This window comes from Halalkalicoccus paucihalophilus (assembly GCF_001593955.1).
Classification (GTDB): domain Archaea; phylum Halobacteriota; class Halobacteria; order Halobacteriales; family Halalkalicoccaceae; genus Halalkalicoccus; species Halalkalicoccus paucihalophilus.
The window spans coordinates 41,699-66,176 of record NZ_LTAZ01000001.1 but is presented as its reverse complement, the minus strand read 5'-3'; the positions used below and the strand labels follow the sequence as shown (position 1 = coordinate 66,176).

At 65.9% G+C, this 24,478-nt stretch carries 22 protein-coding genes; 11 read left to right on the top strand and 11 right to left on the bottom strand.

Annotated features, from left to right (window positions below; all coding sequences use genetic code 11):
* Positions 1-88 precede the first annotated feature (88 nt).
* Positions 89-1,594, top strand: coding sequence for a DUF790 family protein (locus HAPAU_RS00295; RefSeq protein WP_066378090.1), 1,506 nt, complete (start codon positions 89-91; stop codon positions 1,592-1,594).
* A 119-nt stretch (positions 1,595-1,713) separates the two neighbouring features.
* On the opposite strand, the gene HAPAU_RS00290 is transcribed toward HAPAU_RS00295, so the two are convergent.
* The 5 genes from HAPAU_RS00290 to HAPAU_RS21455 all read right to left on the bottom strand — a co-directional run bounded on the left by HAPAU_RS00290 (position 1,714) and on the right by HAPAU_RS21455 (position 5,384).
* Entirely contained in the window at positions 1,714-2,886 is a 1,173-nt protein-coding gene (locus HAPAU_RS00290; protein WP_066378089.1) for an MFS transporter, read from the bottom strand.
* A 58-nt stretch (positions 2,887-2,944) separates the two neighbouring features.
* Positions 2,945-3,445: a DUF7122 family protein gene (locus HAPAU_RS00285; RefSeq protein ID WP_066378088.1), complete on the bottom strand. Its 501-nt coding sequence runs from the start codon at positions 3,443-3,445 to the stop codon at positions 2,945-2,947.
* Complete coding sequence (locus HAPAU_RS00280) at positions 3,442-4,350, bottom strand: RsmB/NOP family class I SAM-dependent RNA methyltransferase (protein ID WP_066378087.1); 909 nt, start codon at positions 4,348-4,350, stop codon at positions 3,442-3,444. Before HAPAU_RS00280 ends, HAPAU_RS00285 begins: the two co-directional genes overlap by 4 nt.
* Before the next feature lie 142 nt (positions 4,351-4,492).
* Positions 4,493-4,732, bottom strand: a complete 240-nt coding sequence (locus HAPAU_RS00275) for a hypothetical protein (RefSeq protein ID WP_211263515.1) — start codon at positions 4,730-4,732, stop codon at positions 4,493-4,495.
* Positions 4,733-5,033: 301 nt separating this feature from the next.
* A complete protein-coding gene (locus HAPAU_RS21455) occupies positions 5,034-5,384 on the bottom strand; it encodes a DUF7344 domain-containing protein (protein ID WP_066378083.1) in 351 nt (116 codons plus the stop codon).
* A 127-nt stretch (positions 5,385-5,511) separates the two neighbouring features.
* Between HAPAU_RS21455 and HAPAU_RS00265 the strand changes: the two genes are divergently transcribed.
* From HAPAU_RS00265 to HAPAU_RS00250, 5 genes are all read left to right on the top strand, one after another.
* A complete protein-coding gene (locus tag HAPAU_RS00265; RefSeq protein WP_245633999.1) occupies positions 5,512-6,084 on the top strand; it encodes a hypothetical protein in 573 nt (190 codons plus the stop codon).
* 80 nt (positions 6,085-6,164) lie between these two features.
* On the top strand, positions 6,165-6,905 hold the full coding sequence (locus HAPAU_RS00260) for a proteasome assembly chaperone family protein (protein WP_066378074.1): 741 nt from the start codon (positions 6,165-6,167) through the stop codon (positions 6,903-6,905).
* A 156-nt stretch (positions 6,906-7,061) separates the two neighbouring features.
* Entirely contained in the window at positions 7,062-10,376 is a 3,315-nt protein-coding gene (locus HAPAU_RS00255; protein ID WP_066378072.1) for an MMPL family transporter, read from the top strand.
* Positions 10,377-10,406: 30 nt separating this feature from the next.
* Positions 10,407-10,556 (top strand): hypothetical protein, encoded by a 150-nt coding sequence (locus HAPAU_RS21450; RefSeq protein ID WP_169802597.1) that lies wholly within the window; start codon positions 10,407-10,409, stop codon positions 10,554-10,556.
* Between the two features lie 39 nt (positions 10,557-10,595).
* Positions 10,596-11,717 (top strand): pyridoxal phosphate-dependent aminotransferase, encoded by a 1,122-nt coding sequence (locus tag HAPAU_RS00250; protein ID WP_066379348.1) that lies wholly within the window; start codon positions 10,596-10,598, stop codon positions 11,715-11,717.
* Between the two features lie 5 nt (positions 11,718-11,722).
* Here the strand turns inward: HAPAU_RS00250 and HAPAU_RS00245 are convergent, their stop codons facing one another.
* The 4 genes from HAPAU_RS00245 to HAPAU_RS00230 all read right to left on the bottom strand — a co-directional run bounded on the left by HAPAU_RS00245 (position 11,723) and on the right by HAPAU_RS00230 (position 17,659).
* A complete protein-coding gene (locus HAPAU_RS00245) occupies positions 11,723-13,399 on the bottom strand; it encodes a thiamine pyrophosphate-binding protein (RefSeq protein WP_066378066.1) in 1,677 nt (558 codons plus the stop codon).
* A 2-nt stretch (positions 13,400-13,401) separates the two neighbouring features.
* Complete coding sequence (locus HAPAU_RS00240; protein WP_066378062.1) at positions 13,402-15,384, bottom strand: TRAP transporter permease; 1,983 nt, start codon at positions 15,382-15,384, stop codon at positions 13,402-13,404.
* 3 nt (positions 15,385-15,387) lie between these two features.
* A complete protein-coding gene (locus tag HAPAU_RS00235; protein ID WP_066378059.1) occupies positions 15,388-16,452 on the bottom strand; it encodes a TAXI family TRAP transporter solute-binding subunit in 1,065 nt (354 codons plus the stop codon).
* Between the two features lie 142 nt (positions 16,453-16,594).
* Complete coding sequence (locus HAPAU_RS00230) at positions 16,595-17,659, bottom strand: phosphotransferase family protein (RefSeq protein WP_066378057.1); 1,065 nt, start codon at positions 17,657-17,659, stop codon at positions 16,595-16,597.
* Between the two features lie 101 nt (positions 17,660-17,760).
* Between HAPAU_RS00230 and HAPAU_RS00225 the strand changes: the two genes are divergently transcribed.
* On the top strand, positions 17,761-18,975 hold the full coding sequence (locus tag HAPAU_RS00225; RefSeq protein WP_066378055.1) for an acyl-CoA dehydrogenase family protein: 1,215 nt from the start codon (positions 17,761-17,763) through the stop codon (positions 18,973-18,975).
* A gap of 93 nt (positions 18,976-19,068) precedes the next feature.
* Complete coding sequence (locus HAPAU_RS00220) at positions 19,069-19,836, top strand: SDR family NAD(P)-dependent oxidoreductase (RefSeq protein ID WP_066378053.1); 768 nt, start codon at positions 19,069-19,071, stop codon at positions 19,834-19,836.
* Positions 19,837-19,840: 4 nt separating this feature from the next.
* Here HAPAU_RS00220 and HAPAU_RS00215 read toward each other — a convergent pair whose 3' ends face one another.
* Together HAPAU_RS00215 and HAPAU_RS00210 are read right to left on the bottom strand one after the other, a co-directional pair.
* Positions 19,841-20,296 carry a response regulator gene (locus HAPAU_RS00215; RefSeq protein ID WP_066378051.1) on the bottom strand — a complete coding sequence of 152 codons (456 nt, stop codon included), beginning with the start codon at positions 20,294-20,296 and terminating at the stop codon, positions 19,841-19,843.
* Complete coding sequence (locus HAPAU_RS00210) at positions 20,289-21,428, bottom strand: ATP-binding protein (RefSeq protein WP_066378048.1); 1,140 nt, start codon at positions 21,426-21,428, stop codon at positions 20,289-20,291. The genes HAPAU_RS00215 and HAPAU_RS00210 overlap by 8 nt, the downstream gene beginning before the upstream one ends.
* Positions 21,429-21,665: 237 nt before the next feature.
* Here HAPAU_RS00210 and HAPAU_RS00205 point away from each other — a divergent pair, with 237 nt between their 5' ends.
* From HAPAU_RS00205 to HAPAU_RS00195, 3 genes are read left to right on the top strand one after another with little or no spacing between them, the layout of a single operon-like run.
* A complete protein-coding gene (locus HAPAU_RS00205; protein WP_066379346.1) occupies positions 21,666-23,606 on the top strand; it encodes a 3-hydroxyacyl-CoA dehydrogenase/enoyl-CoA hydratase family protein in 1,941 nt (646 codons plus the stop codon).
* A gap of 1 nt (position 23,607) precedes the next feature.
* Positions 23,608-24,030 (top strand): PaaI family thioesterase, encoded by a 423-nt coding sequence (locus HAPAU_RS00200; RefSeq protein ID WP_066378046.1) that lies wholly within the window; start codon positions 23,608-23,610, stop codon positions 24,028-24,030.
* Entirely contained in the window at positions 24,027-24,461 is a 435-nt protein-coding gene (locus HAPAU_RS00195) for a MaoC/PaaZ C-terminal domain-containing protein (protein WP_066378044.1), read from the top strand. Before HAPAU_RS00200 ends, HAPAU_RS00195 begins: the two co-directional genes overlap by 4 nt.
* The last annotated feature ends 17 nt before the right edge of the window (positions 24,462-24,478 follow it).

Genomic DNA, 24,478 nt, shown 5'->3' with positions numbered 1-24,478 from the left:
ACTCGATAACGCGACGGCTTGCCCCGGCGTGCTTGCCATCGCCGGCGTTTGGGCATGCTTTTGATCCCCGGACGCCTACCTGTCGGCAGTGCTGACCAAAGACCTGCTTCGCGTCTCGCGTGCGGGCGGGGGGTATCACCTCCAGTTCGCCGGGCGCGAACACCGCCCGCTGGCCGCGAAGGTGCTCGGCGCCTTTCGGGAGGGCGTCGGCGAGCCCCGATCGGAACTCGATGGCGCGCTCGCGGATCTCGAAGCCGAGTACGACTTCAAACTCGTCCGCGGGCTGGCGAAACTCGTCGGACGGGGGGCGACCTTCGAGACGCGCTCGCCCGTCGACCCCGAGCGCGCCCGCCGGGCGGCGTTCGAGGCCGGCGAGGCCGTGCTGGTTGCAAACGGGGAGGACCGCGACCGTGCGCTCTCGCGGGCGGCCGACTCGCTCGGAATCGCGCCCGCGGAACTCGACGGGGCGCTCTACGCCGACCGCGAGGACCGCCAAGTGCTCGCCGCGCTCGGAGAGCGCTACGATCCCGAGAGCCTGCTCGCCCAGTACGACCTCTCGCTGGCTCAGACGGCGCTGTTCGACGCCCGCGAGGTCCGAATCAGGAGCGACGACCCGCGACGACTCGTCTCGGCGACCAAGCGACTGGGGCTGCTCTACGAGGTCAGGAAGACCGATTCGGGGCGGGAACTCGTCGTCACCGGCCCGGACGCCCTGTTCCGGGCGACCCGCCGGTACGGCACCCGCTTTGCCCGTCTGCTCCGGGCGGTCGTCGAGGCGCACGAGTGGGAACTTCACGCGACCGTCGACGACCGTGGTACCGAGCGGACCCTCGACCTCTCGGACGCCGATTCCCTCCGGCCGCCCGACGCGGAGCCGGTCGCCGAGGTGAGTTACGACAGCGGCGTCGAACGCGACTTCGCGACCCGATTCGGGGCACTGGACCTCGACTGGGACCTCCTGCGAGAGCCCGAACCCCTCGAGGTCGGCGCGAGCGTGATGATCCCCGACTTCGCGTTCGATTACGCCCACTCGGAGTTCCGGGTCCACTTCGAGATCATGGGCTTTTGGACCCCCGAGTACGTCGAGAAGAAACTCGAACAACTGGAGCGCGTCGAGGACGTCGAGTTGCTCGTCGCGGTCGACGAGTCCCTCGGTGTGGGCGAGGAGATCGAGGCATACGACCACCGCGTCCTGCCCTACTCCGGGCGCGTGCGGATCAAGGACGTCCGTAACGCGTTGGGGCGCTACGAGGAACGCCTCGTCGCCGAAAGCGCCGCCACTCTCCCCGATTCGCTCTCGCCCGAGGAGGACGTCGTCGCGCTCTCGACGCTCGCGGCCCGCCACGGCGTCAGCGAGACGGCCGTCGAGGACATCGGATTTCCCGAGCACGAACTCGTCGGGCGCACGCTCGTCCGCCCGGCCGTTCTCGAAGTCGTCTCCGAGCGCCTCTCGACGGGCCAGTCGCTCTCGGCGGCGGAAGGGGTCCTCGAGCAGGTAGGGATCTCCGAAACCAGCGCCGCGCTGTCGCGGCTGGGCTACCGCGTCGAGTGGGATGGCCTCACCGGGGGAACCCTCCGACCTACTGCGGGATGATCGGTGTATTCTCGACCGAAAGGCTTTTTATTTAGAGGAATAGAGTCTTCATTACTTCCCGGTCCCGCTGATCCCCTCCCCACCCCAGTGGATTCGGGAAGTTTTTCCTTTCCCACCCCTCAGAGCGCGAGCCCTCGGAGTCGGACGATCACGAGGCTCCCGACTGCGACCGCCAACAGCACTCCGAGCGCGCCGTAGGCGACGCCCCAGCCCGCCAGATCCGCGAGCGTCCCGGTAGCGACGCTTCCGAGCGCCCCCAGCAGCATGTAGACGGTACGGACGAGTCCGAACCCCCTGTTTTCCTCGCCCTCGGAGAGGCGAACGATGTAGCGGTCCTGTAGGGGTGCGCTCCAACTCATCGCGATCCCCGCGAGGACGACCCCGAGGACGACGACGGGAAGCGAGGGGCCCAGTACCAGCACCGGATAAGCGAGGATTCCGACCGCGAGCGTCGCTCCGAGGGTCGGGTCCCGGCCGAAACGATCGGAGAACGAGCCGATCGCCGGGGCGAACACGCCGTGGGCGACGAAGTACAGCGAGAAGAGCATTCCCGCGAGTGCCGTCGAGTAGCCGTGGCGGGCGATTAGGAAGGTCGGTAGAAAGGAGGCGGTCGCCTGCCATGTGAACGCCGAGATCACCGCGAGAACGGTGGTGTAGGCGATCGCGGGTCGTGAGAGCAGTTCGAGAAGGGTCCGGGGCTCGAACCCCTCGCGTAGCGGGCGCTCGGGGTGCTGTGGCTCGGTCTCGCGGACCCGCCAGGCGAACACCAACCCGACCGGAACCGCGGCGACGGTCCCCAACAGAAGCGCGACCCGCCAGCCGTAGCGCGACCCGATCGCCGCCGCCAGCACGGGCGCGGAAAGCCCCGCGAGCGGGCTGCCGGTGACGTGCAGGCCGATTGCCCGGCCCGTGTTCGAGAACAGTCGTGTGAGAAGCGTCGTCGCGACCACGTAGTGAAGCCCCGCACCCGCCCCGAGCAACACCGCAAAGAGGCCGAACGTGGCCATACTGGGCGAGAGCGCGAGCGCGGCGCTCGCGACGGCGGTCGTCGAGACGGCGGTCAGGATCACCCGGCGCTCGCCGTAGCGGTCCGCGAGGAGTCCCGAGGGGAACTGCGAGAGCGCGTAGGCCGCCCACATCCCCGAGAACGCCAGCCCGATGGTCCCCGAGGAGGTCCCGAACTCCGAGACGATCGCCGGAACGACGGGACTGATGACGAGGCGGGCGACCATCGTCGCGAAGAAGGCGAGCGTACAGAGGACGAGGACGGTGTTTCGGTACTCCCAGCGCACTATCGGCGGTTGTGCCGACCCCGGCTAAAACGTGTGGATAGCGGCCAGCGAGACCGGGTCAGTCCTCGCGCCGCCGGCCCTTCGGTACCACCGAGCGGAGTTCGCCGTGGAGGTACAGTCCGACACCGAGCGGCTCGCGCTCGCCAGCGATCTCGTGGGCCGCGATCAGGTAGCCCCAGTCGCCGTCCCACTCGACTTCTTGATCCTTCCCGCGGACGAACGCCATCGCCCGCTCGGGATCGAGGTCGATGACGTTCTTTTTTGCCACCCGACCGAAACGCTGGACGGCGTTGGTCGTCGGTTTCCAGTGTTCCTGGCGGGTCCTGAGGAACTTCATTCCCAGCCCCTCGATCTCCGTGGGGGAGGGATGTTCTCCGTACGCGATCCAGATCTTGCCCGCGCCTTTCTCCCAGAAGGTGTGCTCCTCGAACTCCTCGGAACCGATCCCGAAGCGCTCGTCCCACCACCCGACCACTTCCTCGAGGGTGGCTCGGCTTTCGAGTTCGCGCTCGTCGTCGGTGGCGGGCAGGCGGTCGAAGCGCTGGCCGTCGTTGCTCATCCCGTCACCTCCAGTTTCGCACAGAAGAACCCGCCCGTGTCGTTGTGGTGTGGGTAGTACCGTCGCGCCTTTCGGATCGACCTGTCGTATTCTTCCCCGTTCCACTCGGTCACTCCCGGCCGGGATTCCAGTGGCGTGTCGAACTCGACGACCCGGCAGTCCTCACTCTCCAGAACGTGATCCAGCACGGCCTCGTTCTCCTCGGGGGCGAACGTACACGTCGAGTAGACGACGGTACCTCCGGAACGGGTGGCCTGGATCGCCCGCTTGAGGATCCCCTTCTGGACTCCCGAAACGCCCTCGACGTGCGAGAGGCTCCACTCGTCGAGCGTGTCGGGGCGCTTCCGGATGATGCCCTCACACGAGCAGGGCGCGTCGACGAGGGTCCGGTCGAACGCCTCGAACCCGAAGGGCTTCAGCGAGAAGTTCCGGGCGTCCTGGCGGGTGACGGCGACGTCCGTCAGCCCGAGGCGTTCGGCGTTGAACCGGAGCGCCGAGAGCCGTCCGAGGTTGTTGTCGTTTGCGACTACTAGACCTGTGTCGTCCATCAGTGCGGCGATCTGGGCGGTTTTCCCCCCTGGTGCGGCACACGCATCGAGCACGCGCTCGCCGGGTTGGGGGTCGAGCACTGTCGCCGGCAGCGAGGAGACCTCTTCCTGACCGTGGATCCAGCCGTGGAAGTACGGCCAGGTGTTGCCCGGTTTGTCGGTATCGAGTTCCAGTACCGTTTCGTTCCACTTTCGGTCCTCGTAGCCGACCCCCTCCTCGTCGAGGGCGCGTTTCGTCCGTTCGACGCCGGCTTTGATCGTGTTCACGCGGACGACCGCGGGCAGTGACCGCTCGCAGGCGGCGAGAAAGGCCTCGAAATCGTCGACGAGCGGTTCGTACCGCGAAAGGACCTCCATTGGCTCACGGTAGCTCCGTGGGTCGCTTGTGGGTTTCGCTATTCGTCGGGCCGTTTTCCCTCCTCGAACTCGGCGTGTTCGATCCACTTCTTGAGCGAGGGCTGGCCGCGATACCGCACCGTCTCGGTTCGTTCGTCGAACTCTACCACGTGCGTCTCGACCAGTTTCGGGAGATGCCGGTCCCGGAGAACCGCCCCGATCTCGTCGGGATCGCTTTCGTACTCGTCACCCTCAACCGCCGGATCCGCGAGGCCAACTCGTCGAGCCGAACCCCGCTGTTCCCGTTGCGATAGAGCGCGTACAGCGCGTATCGCCGTCGTCGCCGACACAACAGTTCGAATATCGCGTCGAGCGAAAGCGCCCACGGCCCGGCCGTACTCATTCCCTCCCCTCCTCGAAACGGGCCTCTCCCGCTCCGATATATCGTCTCTGAACCATCTCCCCTCCGAAGTGAAGTATGCGTTAGTTGGTATATCAACCGTGCGCTTGCTAGCGGACCACATCGCCGTATTCGAGGTGCTTTTGGGTGAGGTGCTTCGCGCTCGACCCGTTCCGGTCGGGTTCACGCGAGCGGACGAGCAAGCGAGTGCTCACGGGTGGCGTATCTCGGTGTCTCCTGCCATCGGCTCCGCCTGTGGACGGGTGCTCCCGGTCGATGTCACCCCGGACGCTCGTGGGATTCGCTACGAAACCACTCGGCCGAGTTCCTTGTACTCCGCGTGTTCGAGCCACTCCTCGAGCGACGGGACGCTGTGATAGCGGGCGGTCTCGCTTCGCTCGTCGTATTCGACCGCGTCCGTCGCGACGAGTTCCGGTATGTGTCGCTCCCGGAGGTCCTCGGCGATCCGCTTCAGGGCGTTCTCGTCCATCCCCGACCCCTCTAGCTCACGGACCCGCCTCGCTAACTGCTTGACCGTCATCGCGTTCCCCTCCGCCCCGCGCAGCGCGTACAGTACGTGCCGCTTGCGGCGCTCGCTCAACACTCTGAACACCGTATCGAGGGAGAGCCCCGATGGAACCGTTCTCGTGTTCATTTCGGTTGGGTCATCTACATTTCACCACGTTTTTATTATTAAATAACCTACTAATCCAACGAAATTATGCATGTGGGTTGTCATTTCTACCGCTATTCTTCACTATCCCTACTCATGAATACCACACTTGGTATACCACTACCGGATCCGTCTCCGAGACGGCGGGGCCCGGTACGGCCGGACGAACGTCGGTCCGACAGCGACGGTGTGGGGTCCGTCGATCAAGTCCGGCCAGCGAGGCCTGACGAGCGGTCTACCGCTTCGTACCGGCAGTAACTACTTGTCGAGCGGCGCTGAAATCGGGATGATGCTGATCGGCCGGAACGTGGGTGTGGGCGCGCTCGTCGGGTCGGCTGTCGGAACCGCCGCGGCGATGGCTGTCGGTCCGAGCGGGTGGGTACTGGGCGGTGGGGCGGCGGGTATCGTCGTCGGGGCGACGAGTCCCGACCTCGCGGCCGCCCTGTTTCACGGCGCCGGATCCGGCGGGGTCGCCGGATTCGTCTTCGCCACCGTCTTCGGCCTCGGGATCGGGGTTCGCCTCGCGCTCGCGGCGGGGGAGCCGGCGCTGTTGGCGTGGGGTATCAACCCGTTTCTGTCCGTGGTGATCGTCTACGGCGTCGGCTGTGCGGTTATCGCGTCGATGACCGGCGGCGTCGCTTACTGGCTACTGCGGACGGTCCGTACACGGTTTGTCGGGTGACCATCGGATCCGAGGTCGATCACCGTGCGGGCCGTCCGCTCGGGCAGTCGGTTTATGGTCGTCGCTCACGTTCCTCGACCATGGCACGGATTAGCATTCGAGAGGAGTCCGTCTCGCTCGACCGCCCGTTCCTCGTCGAGGGGCTTCCCGGTGTGGGGCTGGTGGGGAAGATCGCCACCGATCACCTGATCGAGGAGTTCTCGATGACCCACTACGCGAGCGTCTACTGCGAGGGCCTCCCGCGGATCGGGGTCTATCACGAGGAGGACGACGAACTCAAACCGCCCGTCAGGCTCTACGCCGATCCCGAGCGGAACCTGCTTGCCCTCCAGAGCGAGGTCCCCGTCTCGGGATCGGGCGCGCCGGAGTTCGCCGCCTGCATCTCGGGATGGTTCGAGGAACACGAAGTGACGCCGATTTACCTCAGCGGCCGACCGGCCGAGAAGGAGGGGAGTCCGGAGGTCTACGGCGTCGCGACCGGCGACGGGTCCGTCCATCTCGACCGGGCGGGGATCGTTCCACCGCGGGAGACGGGCTTCATCAGCGGGCCGACCGGCGCGCTGCTCAATCAGGCGACCGAATCCGACATCGACAGCGTCGGCCTGATCGCCCAGAGCAACCCCCAGTTCCCCGACCCGGAGGCCGCTCGAGCGCTCATCCAGGGCGGGATCGCCCCGATCACGGGAATCGAGGTCAATGTCGACCGACTCCTCGAACAGGCCGAGCGGATCAAGGACCAACGCGAGCAGCTCGCCCAGCAGATGCAACAGGCCGGCGACGACGAAAGCACGCAGGCGAAACCCCTTGGAATGTATCAGTAATATTTCTTATTCAGACGAAACGCCCGTTATCCGGCTGAATCACCCGTCTTACCCTCAATACGACACGACAGGCTCTTCTCGAAATAGGTATATGTACTGTGTTTGTAGGATCGTATAGACAAGTATGGGCCGAGAGTCTCGTGGTGAGGTGAGCGCGTGCGCGCAGCCGACCGTCTGATCGAGTTCGTGACCGAGCGGAGCCGCATCGTCATCGCCGTGTTTCTGATCGTTACGCTGGTGGTCGGCAGCGGTGTCGGTGCGATCTCCCAGTCCTCCTCGCTGGATCAGTTCCAGACCGACAGCGAGGCGGCCGACAAACAGGCCTACATCGACGAGCACTTCGGCGGCGACGAGAACACCACGACCGCCCAACTGATCGTCCGCGGCGAGGATACGCTGTCGAAGGAGTCCCTGCTCTCGACGCTCGAACTCCAGGGGGAGTTCCGCGGGAACGGGACGATCGACGGAACGCTCGCCGAGGAGCCGTTCGGCGACCTCTCGAACGTCGTCGCGACGGCCGCGATCCGAGGGGAGCGCGCCGACGAACTCGAGGACCGCTCCGAGGACCTCGAAGCGCGCGGCGAGGCGCTCGACGAACGAAGCCAGCGGCTCGAAGCCGAGGGTGAGGCACTCGAATCGGAGGGCGAGGAACTCGCCGCACGCGGCGAGGCCCTCGAATCCGACGCCGCCGACCTCGAAGCCGACGCCGCCGACCTCGAGGAGCGCCGGACGACGCTTGAGGAGGATCGAGCGGCCATCGAGGCCCGCGGGGAATTCATGGCGGGGACACTGGACGAGACCCGTGACCTCCGAATCGCCGCCGACACCGGGGAAATCACTGAGGCCGAGTACGAGGCTGGTATCGCGAATCTCGACACCGAGGCCCGAGAGCGCCTCCCGGCGGAGGAGTACGCCGCCTTTTCGTCGCTGATCGATGACGTGGCCGACGCGCAGGCCGATCTCAACGCGCTCGACGCGCGATATCGGGCGGGCGAGATCACCGCAGCGGAGTACGAGACTCGGAGTGCCGAGCCCGCAGCGGAAATCGAGGCCGCCTACGCCGCCATCGAGAACGAGGTGCTCGCCCCGGCGGGTTCCGACTTGGCCGAACGCGGCGAGGCCCTCGAATCCGACGCCGCCGAACTCGAGCAGCGCCAAGCGACTCTCGAGGAGCGCGGCGATGCCCTTGAGGCCGATCGCGAGGCCCTCGAGCAACGCGGCGACGAACTCGAAGCCGAGGGCGAAGCGCTGGAAGAGGAGGCCACGGCACTCGAAGACGAGAGCGAGGCGCTCGAAGACGACTTCGCGGCGATCTCGGGGATCGACCCGAGCATCGACGAGCGGATCGCACAGTTGGAGTCGATGAGCCAGTCGGAGATCGACGACGTGCTCGAGACGGTGCTCTCCGAGGACGCCCCGCGCGAGGTCTTCGTCTTCCTGCCGACCGACTACGAACCGGGCTCGACGAGCGCGGACGCCCGGGCGATCTACGTCACCCAGACCACCGGGGAGGACACGGTCATCGAGGGCGAGGCACCGCCCTCGCTGGTCGACTCCCAACTCGCGATGGCCGACATCGTCGAGGAGCGCTTCGGGTCCTCGGGGTTCGTCTTCGGCTCCGGGATCATCTCCGACGAGATCGAACGCTCGCTCACCGACAGTCTGGGGATCGTCCTGCCGCTCGCGCTGGGGTTCGTCGGCGTCGTCCTCGTGATCGCCTATCGGGACCCTCTCGACATCGTCCTCGGGGGTGCCGGGATCCTCGTCGTCCTCCTCTGGACGTTCGGGTTCATGGGCTGGGCGGGGATCGCGTTCAACCAGATCATGATCGCCGTGCCCGTCCTCCTGATCGGGCTCTCGATCGATTATGCGATCCACGTCTTCATGCGTCACCGCGAGCAGCGCGCCGAGAGCGATGAGGGGACGAGACAGGCGATGACGGTCGTCCTCTCGGGGCTCGGGATGGCGTTCGTCTGGGTCACGGCGACGGCGGTGATCGGCTTCCTCTCGAACCTCGTTAGCCCGGTCGGCCCCATCCGGGAGTTCGGGATCGCCAGCGCCGTCGGCATCGTCTCGGCCCTGCTGGTCTTCGGCCTGCTACTCCCCGCGGCGAAGGTCGAACTCGACGCCGCCCTCGAATCGCGTGGCTACGACAGGAAGAAACGGGCGTTCGGGACCGGCGGCGGTCCCGCAAGCGAGTTCCTCTCGCTGGGCGGGCGTGTCGCACGGCGCGCCCCGTGGGCCGTGATCGTCGTGGTGCTCCTGCTCACGGCGGGGAGCGCCTACGGCGCGGCGGGGATCGACACCAGCTTCGAGCAGGAGGACTTCATCGCCGACGACCCACCCGACTGGATGCAGAACCTGCCCGAACCGCTGGCCGTCGGCCAGTACGACTCGAAAGAGGACTTGGAGTACGTCAACGAGCACTTCTTACGCGAGGACACCCGGACCGAGGTGCTCGTCGAGGGCGAGATCACCCGGGACGACACGCTTACGCGCCTCGCCGAGGCCGAGGAGATCGCCGCCGAAAGCGACTCGGTCGTGATCCTCTCGAGCGGCGAGGCCGACGTCAGGAGCCCGCTGTCGGTCATGGAATCGGTCGCCGAGGAGGACGAGTCGTTCGAGGAAGTCTTCACGGCGGCCGATACCAACGCCGACGGCGTGCCCGACAGGAGCGTCGAGGGCGTCTACGACGCGCTGTTCGCGACCGACACGGAGGCCGCAAGCGGCGTGATCCACCGGACCGAGACGGGCGAGTACGAGGCATTCCGGCTCGTGATCTCGATACAGGGCTCGGCCGCGACCGATCTCGCGACCGAGGAGACCCGCGGGGTCGCCGCCGTGCTCGATGGCGACGGGTTGGAAGCGACCGCGACGGGCCAGTTGATCGTCTTCGGAATCGTCGAGGACGAACTCCTCCAAACTGTTATCGAGAGCATGCTCGTCACCCTCGTGGTGGTCTTTGCCTTCCTCATGTTCGCCTACCGGTGGGCCAACGACAGCGCGATCCTCGGGGCCGTCACCCTTTTGCCGATCGTCTTCTCGGTGGCGTGGATCCTCGGGACGATGTACCTCCTCGGGATTCCGTTCAACGTCATGACCGGGACGATCACCAGTCTCACCATCGGGCTGGGTGTGGCGTACAACATCCACATGACCGAGCGGTTCCTGATCGAGCGTGAGCGCGGTCGCGACCTCTTCGAGGCGCTCGACCGGAGCGTCCGCGGGACCGGTGGGGCGCTTCTGGGGAGTGCCGCGACCACCGTCGGCGGGTTCGGCGTGCTCGTCTTCGCGATCCTGCCGCCGCTCCAGCAGTTCGGGCTCATCACGGGCCTGACGATCGTCTACGCCTTCCTCGGGAGCGTGTTCGTCCTGCCGAGCCTGCTCGTCGTCTGGGCACGCTATCTCGGCCCCGACAGGGGTCACACGACGGGGACCGAGACGACGACGCCGGCCGGCGGATCGGATTAAGTTCATTTCCCTCGGGAGCGTAGGGGAAACGTGAAAGAACTCGAAGAGAGCGTCGAGGAGTTCCTCGACGACGCCGGCTACGTGCTGTCGGAGTACGAACAGGGATACATGGACGCCGATGCCGCCCTTTCTGTGTTGGACGGTCACATCGACGACCTGCGAGAGGAGTTCCGGGGGTAGGTAGCAAGGGTTATGCGGGGGCGGGCCGCGCTCCAATCCATGACGGAGTTCTCCAAGCGAGTCGAGTCGGTGTCGATCAGCGGCATCCGCGAGGTGTTCGAGGCCGCCGGGGAGGGGGCGATCAACCTCGGCCTCGGACAACCGGACTTCCCGACGCCGACCCACGCCCGCGAGGCCGCCGTTGAAGCCATCGAGTCGGGGGCCGTCGACGCCTACACCTCCAACAAGGGTACTCGCGAGCTACGCGAGGCGATCAGCGAGAAGTACGACCGGGATTACTCCCTTTCCGTGGATCCCGAAGACGTCATCGCCACCGCTGGAGGGAGCGAGGCGTTGCATCTAGCGATCGAGGCTCACGTCGATCCCGGCCAGGAGGTCCTCTTTCCGGACCCGGGGTTCGTCTCGTACGACGCCTTGACCCGGATCGCGGACGGGGTACCGAAACCCCTCGAACTCCGCGAGGACCTCACGCTCGATCCCGAGACGGTCGAGGACGCGATCACCGACGATACTGCGGCGTTCGTCGTCAACAGCCCCGCCAATCCCACGGGTGCGGTCCAGAGCGAAGAGGACATGCGCGAGTTCGCCCGGATCGCCGACGCTAACGACGTCCTCTGCATCAGCGACGAGGTCTACGAGCACATCGTCTTCGATGGCGAGCACCGCTCGCCCCTCGAATTCGCCGAGACGGACAACGTCGTGGTCGTGAGCGCCTGCTCGAAGACCTACTCGATGACCGGCTGGCGGCTCGGTTGGATCACCGGAAGCAACCGGAGAATCGAGCGTATGCTCCGGGTTCACCAGTACGCACAGGCGTGTGCGAGCGCACCCGCACAGTACGCCGCCGAGGCCGCCCTCTCGGGTTCTCAAGAACCGGTCAGGGAGATGGTCGCCGCTTTCGAGAAACGGCGGGACCTCGTGCTCGACGGGCTGACCGATATGGGTCTCGACGTGCCCACTCCACAGGGGGCGTTCTACGCCATGCCGAAGGTGCCCGAGGGCTGGGTCGACGAAGTGATCGACCGGGGCGTGGTGGTCGTTCCCGGCGAGGCCTTCGGCGACGGCGGGGCGGGCTACGCCCGACTCTCGTATGCGACGAGTACCGAGAAGTTGGAGGACGCCCTCGAAATCATGCGCGAGGCGACGCGGGCGATGCGCTGAAGGGATCAGTCGTGAACGAGTACGTCCAACACGGTCGGCCTCTCGCTTCCGAGCGCCCGTTCGACCGTTGGAACGATCTCGTCGGGCCTCTCGACTAACTCGGCGTCCGCACCGTGGCTCTTCGCGTTCGCAACCAGATCCACCGGCGGCTCGAAGTCCATCCCGACGTAGTCGTGATCCGTGTCAGTTCCCCCGAAGAGCTTGATGGTGTTGTCCTTCAGGATGCGGTAGTTGCGGTTGTCGGCGATTACGACCGTCAGATCGACGCCGTGGCGCGCCGCCGAGTAGAGCGTGTGCGGGTAGTACAGGTACGAGCCGTCGCCGACGAACCCGAGAACCGTCCTCGAATCCTCGCGCTCGCCCTCGGCGATGGCCGCGCCGACCGCGGCGGGCAGGCCGTATCCGAGGCCGCCGCCCTTGTTCGAGATCATTCCTTCGCTCTTGAGGGGCCACCGCGTCAACAGCGCGTACTTCGAGGTCACGCCCTCGTCGACGAGATAGGCGTCGGGGGCGGCCTCGCGCAGGTGGTCGACCAGTTCTGCCTTCGAGGCGCGCGGGTCCTCGTCGGCGCTCCCGCGCCCGATCGAATCGAGGGTATCGGCGAGCGCGGCCTTCGTCTCCCAAACCCGTTCGAGTCGATCCTCCCGTACCCCCTCTTCGAGGTCGATCCGCTCCGCGAGCGCGGTCATGACCTCGCCGGGGTCGCCCAGTACGGCGGCGTCGGCGGGCTGGTGTTTGCCGATTTCCCACGCGTCGGGCCCGAGGTGGATACAGGTCGTCTCGGGATCGACGAGGGGTTTCTCGTGGCGCGTCAGGGTGGTGTTGGTCGAACAGCCCGCGAAGACGAGCGTGTCCGTGTCCATCGACCGCGCCGCGAGCTCCTCGTCGGGCGGGACGTACGACACCCACTGGTCGTGGGTCGTCGGGAAGTTCACCTCACACGAGAGGATCTCGCCGTGGACTCGAAGGCCGGCGGTCTCGGCGAGCTTGACGGCCGCATCGACCGCCTCGCTGCCCGCGCGGACGACGTGGTCGCCGACGATCATGGTGGGGGCGTCCGCCTCCGTCAGTAGCTCCGCGGCCCGTTCGATCCCTGCGGGGTCGCCCCCGCCTGCGGTCGGGATTTCGCCCAAGCGTTCGGGCTCCGCGTCCGTTTCGGCCATCATGGTATCGAGCGGTAGGCCCAGAAACACGGGGCCGGTCGGCGGGGTCAGCGCCGTCCGGAAGGCCCGGCGGACCATCGCGGGCAGCGCCGCCACGTCCAGCACCTCGGCGCTCCATTTCGTGAACTCCTCGGCGATCCCCACTAGGTCGCCCGAGAGAATGGGTTCCTCGTGGCGGAAGTCGGTGGAATGGTTGCCCGCGGTCACGACGACGGGCGCGCCCGCGACCTTCGCGGCATACAGGTTGCCAAGGCCATGAGCCAATCCGGGTGCGAGGTGCAGGTTCGCGACGCCCACCGGGAGGGCGTCGGGATTACCGTGGGAGTGGTAGCGGCGGGTACTGGCGTAGCCGCCGGCCATCCCGACCGCGATGTCCTCGTGCAGGCCGAGGATATACTCGATCTCGCTCGTCGCGAGCGATTTGAGCACTGGTAGCTCGGTCGTTCCGGGGTTGCCAAAGACGTGAGAAACGCCGTACTGTTCGAGCGCGTCGACGAAGAGGTCGGATCCTGTGTACATGGTCAGTTCCTAGTCGGTGTGCGAAGTCGCGAGACGGTGTTCGCGTTCGAGACCACGAGCGCGGCGACGATGGCGATGGCGGTCACGGCCTGGATCGCCGGATGAACGACGGTGCCGAACATCGCGCCGACCGCGAGCGCGGTGTAGAGGACCCGACGAACCGCTCCGAGGGTCCGGGTCCCGTCGTACCCGACAGTAGCGACGATCAGCCCGACCGTTCCGGCGAGCACGAGCGGGAAGGCGACGAGCGTCTCGGGGAACGACCAGTAGATCAAGCTGCCGTTGGTGACGAACGCGAAGGGGATGACGAAGCCGGGCGCGCCGATCCGAAGCGCCTGCAGGCACGACCGAAGGAAGCTCGTGCCCGCGATCCGCGAGCCGACGGCCACGGAGATCGCTACTGGTGGGGTTATCGCCGACAGCATCGCGAAATAGAAGACGAACATGTGGGTGGTGATCTCGGCGACGCCCATCTGGATCACGCCCGGGGCGACGAGGATCACGACGAGGATGTACGCCGCGGGCGTGGGCATCCCCAGCCCGAAGAGGACGCTCGCGACCATCGCCAGCAGGAGGACGACCAGCAGGCTGCCGCTCCCGAGGCCGACGATGAGCGTGCTCACGCGCTGGGCGAGCCCGGTCTGGGTCAGCAGTTCGATGATGATCCCCATCGCCGCGAGCACACCCACCAGCGGAGCCATCTCGACGCCGCCGCGATACAGTCCGGTCACGGTCCGACGGGCGGTCGCGACGGCGGTGTCCACCGTGGGGTCCTCCACGTAGGCGTTCCTGAGCGCGACGACCGCGACGAGCGTGAAGATGGTGTACATCCCGGCCGACAGCGGCGAGTACCGCAGGATCACGAGCGTGTAGAGCAAAACCGCGAGCGGGATCGCGAAGTGCGCCCCTTCGAGGAGGACCCGCGGGTCGAACGCCTCGGTGCGCTCGGTGGTCCACCCGAACTTCAGCACTGCTAAGTGGACGCCGATCCCGACGCTCAGGTAGAACAGCGCGGCGGGGATCAGCCCCGCCCGGATGACGTCGACGTACGGGACGCCGATGATGTCGGCCATGAGGAAGGCGGCGACGCCCATTACCGGCGGTAACATCTGGCCGCCCGCCGAGGCGACCGCCTCGATCGCGGCGGCGAAGTCGTCGCGCACGCCCTGATCCTTGAGCATCGGGATGGTGAAACTGCCCGTCGTGGCGGTGTTGGCCGCCGCACTCCCCGTGATCGAGCCCATGATCATACTCGCGATCACGGCGACCTGTACGACCCCCGTGTGGAGGCTCGACCCGAGTTCGCGGCCCGCATCGAGGACGAAGTCCATCAGGCCGTAGGCCTTCGCGATCCCCGCGAACATGATGAAGATCGCGACCCACGTCGCGCCGATGCCCATCAGCGTGTCGTGGTACACGCCGGTGAGACCGATCGCGCCGTCGCGGGCGATCTGCTCCCACGTCATTCCCGTGTGTCGGAGGACGCCGGGCAGGTTCGGGCCGACCAGCGAGTGGGCGTAGACGATCGCGGCGATCGTGACGCCGGCGATGGCGTTGCCGAACGCCCTGCGGGTGGCGTCGACCGCGAGCGCGATCAGCGCCACGCCGATCAGGAGGTCGTTGGTGGTGTAGCCCACCACGGGCGCGTCGTAGAACAGCCGCTGGAACTCGAGTTCGACGTAGGCGGTCGACCAGAGCGCCAGACCGGCCAGCGCGAGCGCGAGAAGCGGGTCGAATCGGTCGAGGAGCGCACGGACCCGCCCGTCGGGGTCGTCGCCCCGGCCCCGATACCGTTCGAGGGCGGTGTGGAGGTAAAACAGCGCGATTCCCATGCCGACGAAGAGGTTCGAGTACCGGATTCGGATGAAGAACAGCGAGTAGGCGTAGTAGATGGTGTAGAGCGTGAAGGTCACGCCGAGCAGGTAGACGCTCGCCCTGAGCGCGTTGAGCAGCGTCAGCCATCGGGGCACGCGCCGGGTCGACACGGGTTATCCCTCTCCGCGCTCGAATTCCTCGTTCCAGACGCCGATCTCCTCGTAGAAGTCCGCGGCCGCCGGATGGAAGGGGACGCCCTCGTAGGCGTTCCGAACCCAGAACGACTCGTCCTGGAGGCGACTCAACAGGGCGTGGTACTCCGCCAACCCGTCGCGCTCGTCGTACATCGTCTCGAGGAAACCGTAGACGGCGTCGTAATCGAGGTCGTTCCGACAAACGAAGTTGTACGCGAACGTAATGGACCAGACCTCCTCGGGGGCGAAGGCAGCATCCGAAAGCTCCTCGCCGGGAAACGACTCGGCGAGCAGGCGCTGGTCGGCCTGCCACTCCCCGACGACGCCTTCGGGTACCTCCAGCACCCGGAGGTCGACCGTACCCATCATCTCCTGGAGCCAGCCGGGAACGATCTCGAAGTTCAGGTAGGTGCCCATTCCCACGTCGAGGCGCCCCTCGTTCATCGCGCTGGCCTGCTGGCCGTAGTCCTCGCTGACCCGCTCGTACTCGTCGGTGACGTAGCTCAGCGCGTGTTCGAGCGCCGCGGCCGTTCCGGACCCTCGGGGGGTCGGCGAGACGGTCGTTCCGGCGCCGATGTCGGCGAGCGAACTCAGGTCCGCGTTGCCCGAACAGAAGAACCACGGCAGGTCGTAGTAGTGAAACACCTGATTGAGCGTGAAATCGAGGTCGTCGAACGGCTCGACGCCCTCTTGGATGTCGGCGGCCGACCAGTTCTGGATGTAGACCATTTCGGCCTCGCCGCTTTGAAGCGCGCCGATGTTGGCCTCGGTACCGGGGCTGGTCTGGGCCTCGACGAACAGGTCGTCGGTGTTCTCGTTTATCGCCGCCGCGATCCCCTGATTGGCCGCGTAGGCCGCAGTGGTCGAGGTGGCCGTTCGCATTCGGAGGGTCGTCTCCCCCTCGGAGCCGCCGTTCCCGCCGTTTCCTCCGTCGTCGACGGGCCGTGGCTCGTCGCCACCGAGACAGCCCGCAAGCCCCATCGCTCCCGCTCCGGCCGTGGCCAGAAACGCTCGTCGAGCGAAGCCGTCGGTTCCGTTCACCATTCGACCCACTCCCCCTGTTCGCTGTTCGCGAAATCTCCGATAGATATTATCATTGTTAACTGGTACCGTGGACGTACTTCCCACTCATCCCTAATAACTATTCAGGATCGAAGCCGAAACGGGGGTGTATCGTTCGACTCGCTCACAGCGGCTCGTCGCCCTCGACGATGCGTTCGGCTCGCTCCGCGAGCGCCGGGACGCGCTCTCGCATCTTCGGGTACATCGGGTCGTCGGAGTTCCCTTCGAGATACCGCCGGAAGAACATCTCGCCGAGGGCGGCGAGCTTGTACACCGCGAGCGCACGGTAGAACCGCTCGCCCTCGAACTCGATTCCTGATCGTTCCTCGTACCGTTCGACGAGTTCTCGACGGGTCGGATATCCCTCGCGCTCCATGAACCGGGCGGTGAGTTCCGGAATCGCCGGGTCGGGGTCCTTCGGGTCGCGCCAATAGGAGAGCATCCAGCCCAGATCCGCGAGCGGATCCCCCAGCGTACTCATCTCCCAGTCGAAGACCGCCACCAGATCCGGCGGCGTCCCGGGAGCGAACATCACGTTATCGAGCTTGTAGTCGCCGTGGACGAGCGTGTGGGGGTGTGAATCGGGGCGATTCGCTTCGAGCCAGTCGCCGACCTGCTTGAGGGTGGGGACCGCCCGCTCCTCGCTCGTGACCTCGGTGGCCCACTCGATCTGTTTCCCCCAGCGCTCGACCTGCCGGTCAGTGTAGCCCGCGGGTCGGCCGAACTCACCCAGACCCACTGCCTGTGGGTCGACCTCGTGGATAGCGACGAGCGAATCGACGAGTTCGTGACCGATCGTCTCCCGATGCTCGACGAACCGTTCGGGTTCACTTTCCCTGAGAACGTCGCCTTCGACCCGTTCCATCACGTAGAAATCGCTGCCCATCACCTCGTGGTCCTCGCAGGCCAGCAGGGTGTCGGGAAGCGGGACCTCGGTGCCCTGCAGGGCGTCCATCACCCTGTATTCGCGGAGCACGTCGTGGGCGGTGTCTGCCGTCTCGCCCGGTGGCGGGCGGCGGATCACCAACTCCCGCTCGCCCCACGTCACGAACAGCGTCTCGTTGGAGTGACCCTCCTGATGGTGGAACACCGAGTAGCGCTCGACGGGGCCGAGTTCGCTTTCGAGATACGCCGCGAGTGTCGCCTCGTCGACGAGGCGCTCGAAGTACGTCTCGTTTGCGTCGGTCATGGGGTCAGTATTCCCCCGTCGTATGAATAGCTATGGGGCGGGATTACCAACTGACACTCGCTCGGGGGAATCCTTTTACAGTGTATCTCCGATACCCCCGTATGGAGTACGACGACACACAGCGCGCACGCGAGTTCGCCAGCCGGACCCGCGAGTTTCTGGAGGAAGAAGTGATCCCGGTCGAACGGGAGGTCTTGGGTACTGGTCCCGCCTCGAAGGAGCAGGTCGAAACGCTGCGCGAGGCCGCCCGCGAGCGCGGGCTGTACGCCCCGCACCTCCCCGAGGAGTACGGGGGACAGGGCCTGAGCTACCGCGATATGTTACCCGTCTTCGAGGCCGCCGGCCGGAGCCTGCTGGGACCGGCCGCCCTCAGGGTCGACGCCCCCGACGAGGGCAACATGCACACCCTCGAACTGTTCGGAACCGACGAGCAGAAAGAGGAGTGGCTGGAGCCGCTCGTCGCCGGAGAAGTCCGTTCAGGATTCTCGATGACCGAGCCGATCCAGGGGGGCGGGTCGGACCCGAAGATGCTCGAAACCGAGGCGGAAAAGGAGGGTGACGAGTGGGTCCTCGACGGGCACAAGTGGTGGACGACGCAGGGATCGGAGGCCGACGTGCTGATCGTGATGGCGCGTACGGACCCGGAGGCGCATCCCTACGCCGGCTGTTCGCTCTTTCTCGTCCCGAGCGACACCGAGGGAGTGGAAGTCGTCCGGGACATCCCCCATGTGGGCGGCGAGGTCACGGGTATGAGCCACGCCGAGATCCGGTACGACGGGGTTCGGATCCCCGAGAGGAACCTGCTCGGGGAGCTCAACGAGGGCTTTTCACACGCCCAACAGCGCCTCGGCCCCGCGCGACTGACTCACTGTATGCGCTACTCGGGAATGGCGGAACGCGCACTCGACGTGGCAAAAGCCTACGTCAGCGAACGGGAGGCCTTCGGGGAATCGCTCGGCGAGAAACAGTCGGTCCGGTTTACGATCGCCGAGGCGGAGACTAACCTCCACGCCGCGCGGACGATGGTGCGCCACGCCGCCCGCGAGATCGATTCGGGCAATGAGGCACGCATCCCCGTCTCGATGGCGAAGGTATTCGCCGCCAACACGGTCCAGGACGTCATCGATGACTGTCTCCAACTGTGCGGGGCCAACGGCATCGGGAAGGACCTCCCAATCGCCGACTTCTACGAGAACGTCCGCCAGTTCCGGCTGGTCGACGGGGCCGACGAGGTCCACAAGCGCGTGATCGCCCGCGAAGCGTTCTCGGAGATCGACGAGCGCGAGACCGAGCCGATCACCCGCTTCGAGGAGTAGATCGTCTGATCGGGACGAACGCTTATTAACAGTGGATAGAGACACGACTATCGTACTACCAATGGTAACAACAGTTCGACCGGAGGCAGGACGATGAGCGGGCGGTTCGGAGTCGAGAGGCAGGTAGCGATCGTCACGGGGGCGTCGAGCGGGATCGGTCGGGCGATCGCCGAGCGCTTCGCCGAGGGCGGCGCGAGCGTGGTCGTCTGCTCGCGCGAGCAGGACAACGTCGACCCGGTCGCCGAGAAAATCGAAGAGTCGGGCGGCAATGCGCTGGCCGTCAAATGCGACGTCACCGACCGCGGGGCCGTCGAGGCGCTGGTGGAGGCCACCGTCGAGGAGTTCGGCGGAATCGACTGTCTCGTCAACAACGCGGGCGCGAGCTTCATGGCCGGGTTCGACGACATCAGCGAGAACGGGTGGCAAACCATCGTGGACATCAACCTTCACGGGACCTACCACTGTACGCAGGCCGCCGGCGAGCACTTGAAAGACGGCGGCGGAACGGTGATCAACCTCGCGTCGGTGGCGGGCCAACGTGGCTCGCCGTACATGAGTCACTACGGGGCAGCGAAAGCGGGGATCATCAACCTCACGACGACCCTTTCGGCGGAATGGGCCGGCGAGGGCGTCCGCGTCAACTGCATCGCGCCGGGCTTCGTCGCGACGCCCGGCGTCGAGAGCCAGATGGGGGTCTCGGCGGAGAACATAGATCGAGGAGACGTCGAGCGCCGGATCGGCCTCTCCGAGGAGATCGCCGACATCGCGCAGTTCCTCGCGAGTCCCGCCTCCTCCTACGTCGTCGGCGAGACGATTACTGCAGGAGGTGTCCCGCGCGTCGAGGAGAGCCCCGAGGTCTGAGTTCTCAGCCGAGATCGGTATCCGTAGGGAGCCGGACGACCGATAGCCAGTAGCGCTCCGTCGCGAGAATCGTCTCGATGAACTCGCCCGGGTCGACCGGCTTCGTCAGATAGGCGTTCGCGGCGAGTTCGTACGAGCGCACCACGTCCTCCTGTGCGCTCGACCCGGTGAGGATTATGACCGGGAGGTCCTTGCAGTCCGGATCGGCGCGCAGCTCCTCGAGTACCTCGTCGCCGCTCTTGCGTGGAAGGTTGAGGTCGAGTAAGACGAAGTCGGGTCGGGGGGCGTCGGCGTACTCCTCGCGCTGAAAGAGGAAATCGAGCGCCTCGACCCCGTCGGTGACGACGTGGAACGTGTTCGCGATCCCTCCCTCCTTGAACGCCTCCTGTGTGAGTTTGACGTCGCCGGGGTTGTCCTCGACGAGCAGGATGTCCACCGGGTCGAACTCGCGGTCAGTCATCGCCTTCACCTCCCTCGATGGCCGGCAACGTAAACGAGAACGCCGACCCCTCACCGGGTTCGGAGTCCACTCGGATCTCGCCGCCGTGGCGCTCGACGATCTGCTCGCAGAGCGCGAGCCCGATCCCCGAACCCGCGTGGTCCTCGTCGGTGGGAACCCGCTGGAACAGCTCGAAAACCGAGTCGATATCCATGGGGTCGATGCCGATCCCGTCGTCGCGGACGGTTACGGCCCACATCGGGCCGGCTCGCTCGGCCGACACGTGGATTCGGGGCGCTCCCTCGCCGCTGTAGTCGATGGCGTTCGACAGCAGGTTCTGAAACACCTGATACAGCTGGTCTCCGTGGCCCGCGACGGTAGGGAGCGACTCGGCCGTGATCTCCGCGTTCTCCTCCTCGATCCTCATCCGGAGGTCGGTCCGGACGTCCTCGAGTATCGCGTTCAGATCGACCGGCTCGAAGCGCTCGTCGCTCGCTGCGACCCGCGAGTATCTGAGCAGCCCGTCCACCATCTCGAGCATTCGGTCGGCGCCGTCGACGGCGATCTCGAGGAACTCCCTGCCCTCCTCGTCGAGGTCGTCGCCACACCGGCGTTCGAGGAATCGTAGATAACTCGAGACCATCCGCAAGGGCTCCTGGAGGTCGTGGGAGGCCGCGTAGGCGAACTGTTCGAGGCGCTGGTTCGACGTCCGGAGCCGCTCTACGGTGGTGTCGAGGCGCTCTCGGGTTCGCTGTAGCTCCTTGGTTCGTGCGCTGTGGAGGCCGATCCCGTAGCCGGCGACGCTGCTGAGCGCCGTGAGAACGGGGGCGATCGAATTTGAGGTGGAGACGCTGGTGTCCGGCTGGAGGTGATAGAGCGCGAGGATGGCGACCATTAGCCCGAACCCGCCGAGACACCAGCGCGCGATAGTCGAGTAGAACTCGGGGTGGATCTCCGTCCCAGAAAGCCGGTATCCGCCATAGAGGAGGACGATCCCCGGCACGACCAGCAGGGCGACCTCCATCGGTGTCGCCCTCACGGGCGGATTCGTGGCAGACTGCCCGTACACCAATCCGACGGCGAGCACGACGTAGATGCCCCCAACGAGTGCAATGACACCCCTTCCCGAGACGACCGACACGGAACGAACCATTGGACGTACTTATTTAATTACAGTAATAAAAATTATTATATTTATCAAATATCCCTCATTATGTCCGGCTCAACGGCCTCGCGCGACAGTGCTGCAATCAATCCAGTCGTTGGCATGATTACCAAATACTACTAAATACGGATTTACAAACACCGGTGGTATCTAAACTCGCTGATTACTATAACGTCGATAACCACTGCCGGTGGAGTTAAGGCGATGGTCGCCGGATCCGGGACCATGACCGTCGAGGAGATAGAGCGCGTGACGGTGCTCGGTGCGGGGAACATGGGCCACGGGATCACGGAGGTGATCGCTCTCGCGGGCTACGACGTGACGATGCGCGACATCAAGCGGGAGCTCGTCGACGACGGCTACGGCTCGATCGAGTGGAGCCTCGAAAAGCTCGCCGAGAAGGGGCACCTCGAGGAGCCACCCGAGGCGGTGCTTTCGCGGATCGATCTCGAAGTCGATCTCGAAGCCGCCGTCGTCGGGGCCGATCTGATTATCGAGGCCGCACCCGAGCGCATGGCGCTCAAACGCGATATCTTCGCGGAGCTCGACGAGTATACCGACGACGCGATCCTCGCGACGAACACCTCCTCGCTGTCGATCACCGAGATCGCGAGCGCGACCGCGCACCCAGAACGGGTCTGTGGGACCCACTTCTTCAATCCGCCCGTCAAGATGGACCTCGTTGAGGTCATTTACGGGGCTGGGACGAGCGACGAGACCGCGGAGACCTGCCATGCGTTCGTCGAGTCGCTCGGCAAGACCCCGATCTACGTCCGCAAGGACGTCAACGGCTTCGTCGTCAACAGCGTGTTGGGACCCTTCGGCGACGAGGCCGGGTGGATGGTCTCGGAGGGGCTCTACGAGATCCGCGAGGTCGATGCTGCCATGGTCTTTCAGAGGGGCTACCCGATGGGGCCGTTCGAACTCGGAGACCTGACCGGGATCGATGTCGGCTATCACGTCCGTAAGGAGGCGGGCAAGGAGGTTCCACCCATTGTGGAGGAGAAGATCGAGGCCGAGGAACTCGGTCGGAAAACCGGGAAAGGCTACTACGACTACGAATCCGGCGAGGGTGCGGACTACGAACGCGGTCAGGGCGAGAGTGTCGATACGCTCCGGATCGAGGCGAGGATGATCAACGAGGCTGCCAAACTGATCGGAAACGACGTCGCGACCCCCGAGGCGATCGACACCGGGCTCAGACTCGGCGCGGGCTTCCCCGAAGGGCCCTGCCGGCGGGCCGACGACCTCGGGCTGGATCGAGTACTCGAAAAACTCGAGAGCCTGCACGAGGAGTCCGGCGCACAGCGCTACGAACCCGCCGACCACCTGCGAGAACTGGTCGAATCGGGTCGGACCGGGAAGGCGGCGGGCGCGGGGTTTTACGAATATGGCGACGAGCGCGAGTACGCGACCATCGAGACGACACTCGAGGAGGGTCTACTCGAGATCACCCTCGACCGGCCCGAGCGACTCAACGCCCTCAGTCAGGAGATGGCCGGCGAGATCGTCCACGCGCTCGACGACGCCGACCTCGACGAGGTTCGGGCGGTCACCTTCGAGGGGGCTGGCGACCGGGCGTTCTGTGCCGGGGCGGACATCACCGGCTTTGCGGGTATCGAACCCCACGAAAAGGAGGTCACGCCGGTCCACAAGCACGTCGCCGAGTTCCCCCGACCCACGCTCGCGAAGATCGACGGCTACTGTTTGGGTGGTGGATTCGAACTCGCGCTGGCCTGTGATCTGCGGATCGCTACGGAGGGCTCGAACTTCGGCTTTCCCGAGATCGATCTCGGGCTGATTCCGGGCGGCGGCGGCACCCAGCGCGCCATCAGAATGCTTCCGGACGCCCGCGCGAAGGAACTGATCTTCCGGGGCGACCACATCGGCGCCGAGCGCGCAGCAGAGTGGGGGCTGATCAATCGCGCCGTTTCGGAGAGCGATTTCGAGGAGATAGTCGAGGAGTTCGTCTCGGATCTCACGAGCGGTCCGCCGATCGCCCTGCGGAAGGCGAAACGGGTGATGAACCGGGGGCGCGACGCGGACTTCGAGACGGGCCTCGAAATGGAGTCACAGGCCTTTGGCCTGCTCTTGGGAACGGAGGACGTCGCCGAGGGTACCGCCGCCTTCAGTGAGGACCGCGAACCGGAGTTCCGGGGCGAGTGACGTGTCGAGCGACCTCGACACCGCCGGATTGCAGTCGTTCATCGACGAGCACGGCTATCTCTCGTGGCTCGGTCTGTGTCTCGACTTGATCGAGGAAGGGCGCGTTCGAATGAGCGTTCCCGAGACGGAGGAACTGCGCAACCCCGGTCCCGGCAGGTCGGTCCACGGCGGGATCGCCGCGACGCTGATCGACACCGCGAGCGGCTTCGCCCTCCGAACCACCTTCGAAAAGCCTGCCGACGCCCGCCTCGTGACGACCGACCTCGACGTGTCCTATCTGCGCCCGGCGACGGGGGCACTAACGGTCGATGCCGAGGTGCTCCGGGCGGGCGGGACGACGGGCGTCACCGACGTGACCGTCGAGAGCGACACCGAAACCGTCGCCGTCGGACGAACCACCTACCGGCTGTTCCGCGAGTCATGACCCGGTTTGCCGAGATCGAGGTCGGCGACGTCATCGAGACTGCCGGCCGGACGGTCACCGAGGCCGATCTCGCGAACTTCGCCGGGGTGAGCGGCGACTTCAATCATCTCCATACGGACGCTGAGCGAATGCGTGACTCGAGCTTCGGCGAGCGCATCGCCCATGGCGCGCTCGTCTTCTCGATCGCGACGGGACTGCTCTGGCAGGCCCGCGAGAGCCCCTCCCACGTCGTCGCGTTCTACGGAATCGACCGATTGCGCTTCGTGTCTCCCGTGTTCGTCGGCGAGACGATCTCCGTGAGAAGCGAAGTCACAGAGAAGGAGCCCCGCGACCATCCGACCGCGAGCGGGACCGTCCGCTACGGGACGACGGTTTCGAACGGGGAGGGCGAAACGGTGCTGTCGTGTGAACTCCTGTCGCTCGTCGAGTAGAACGCTCGCTCCGAACC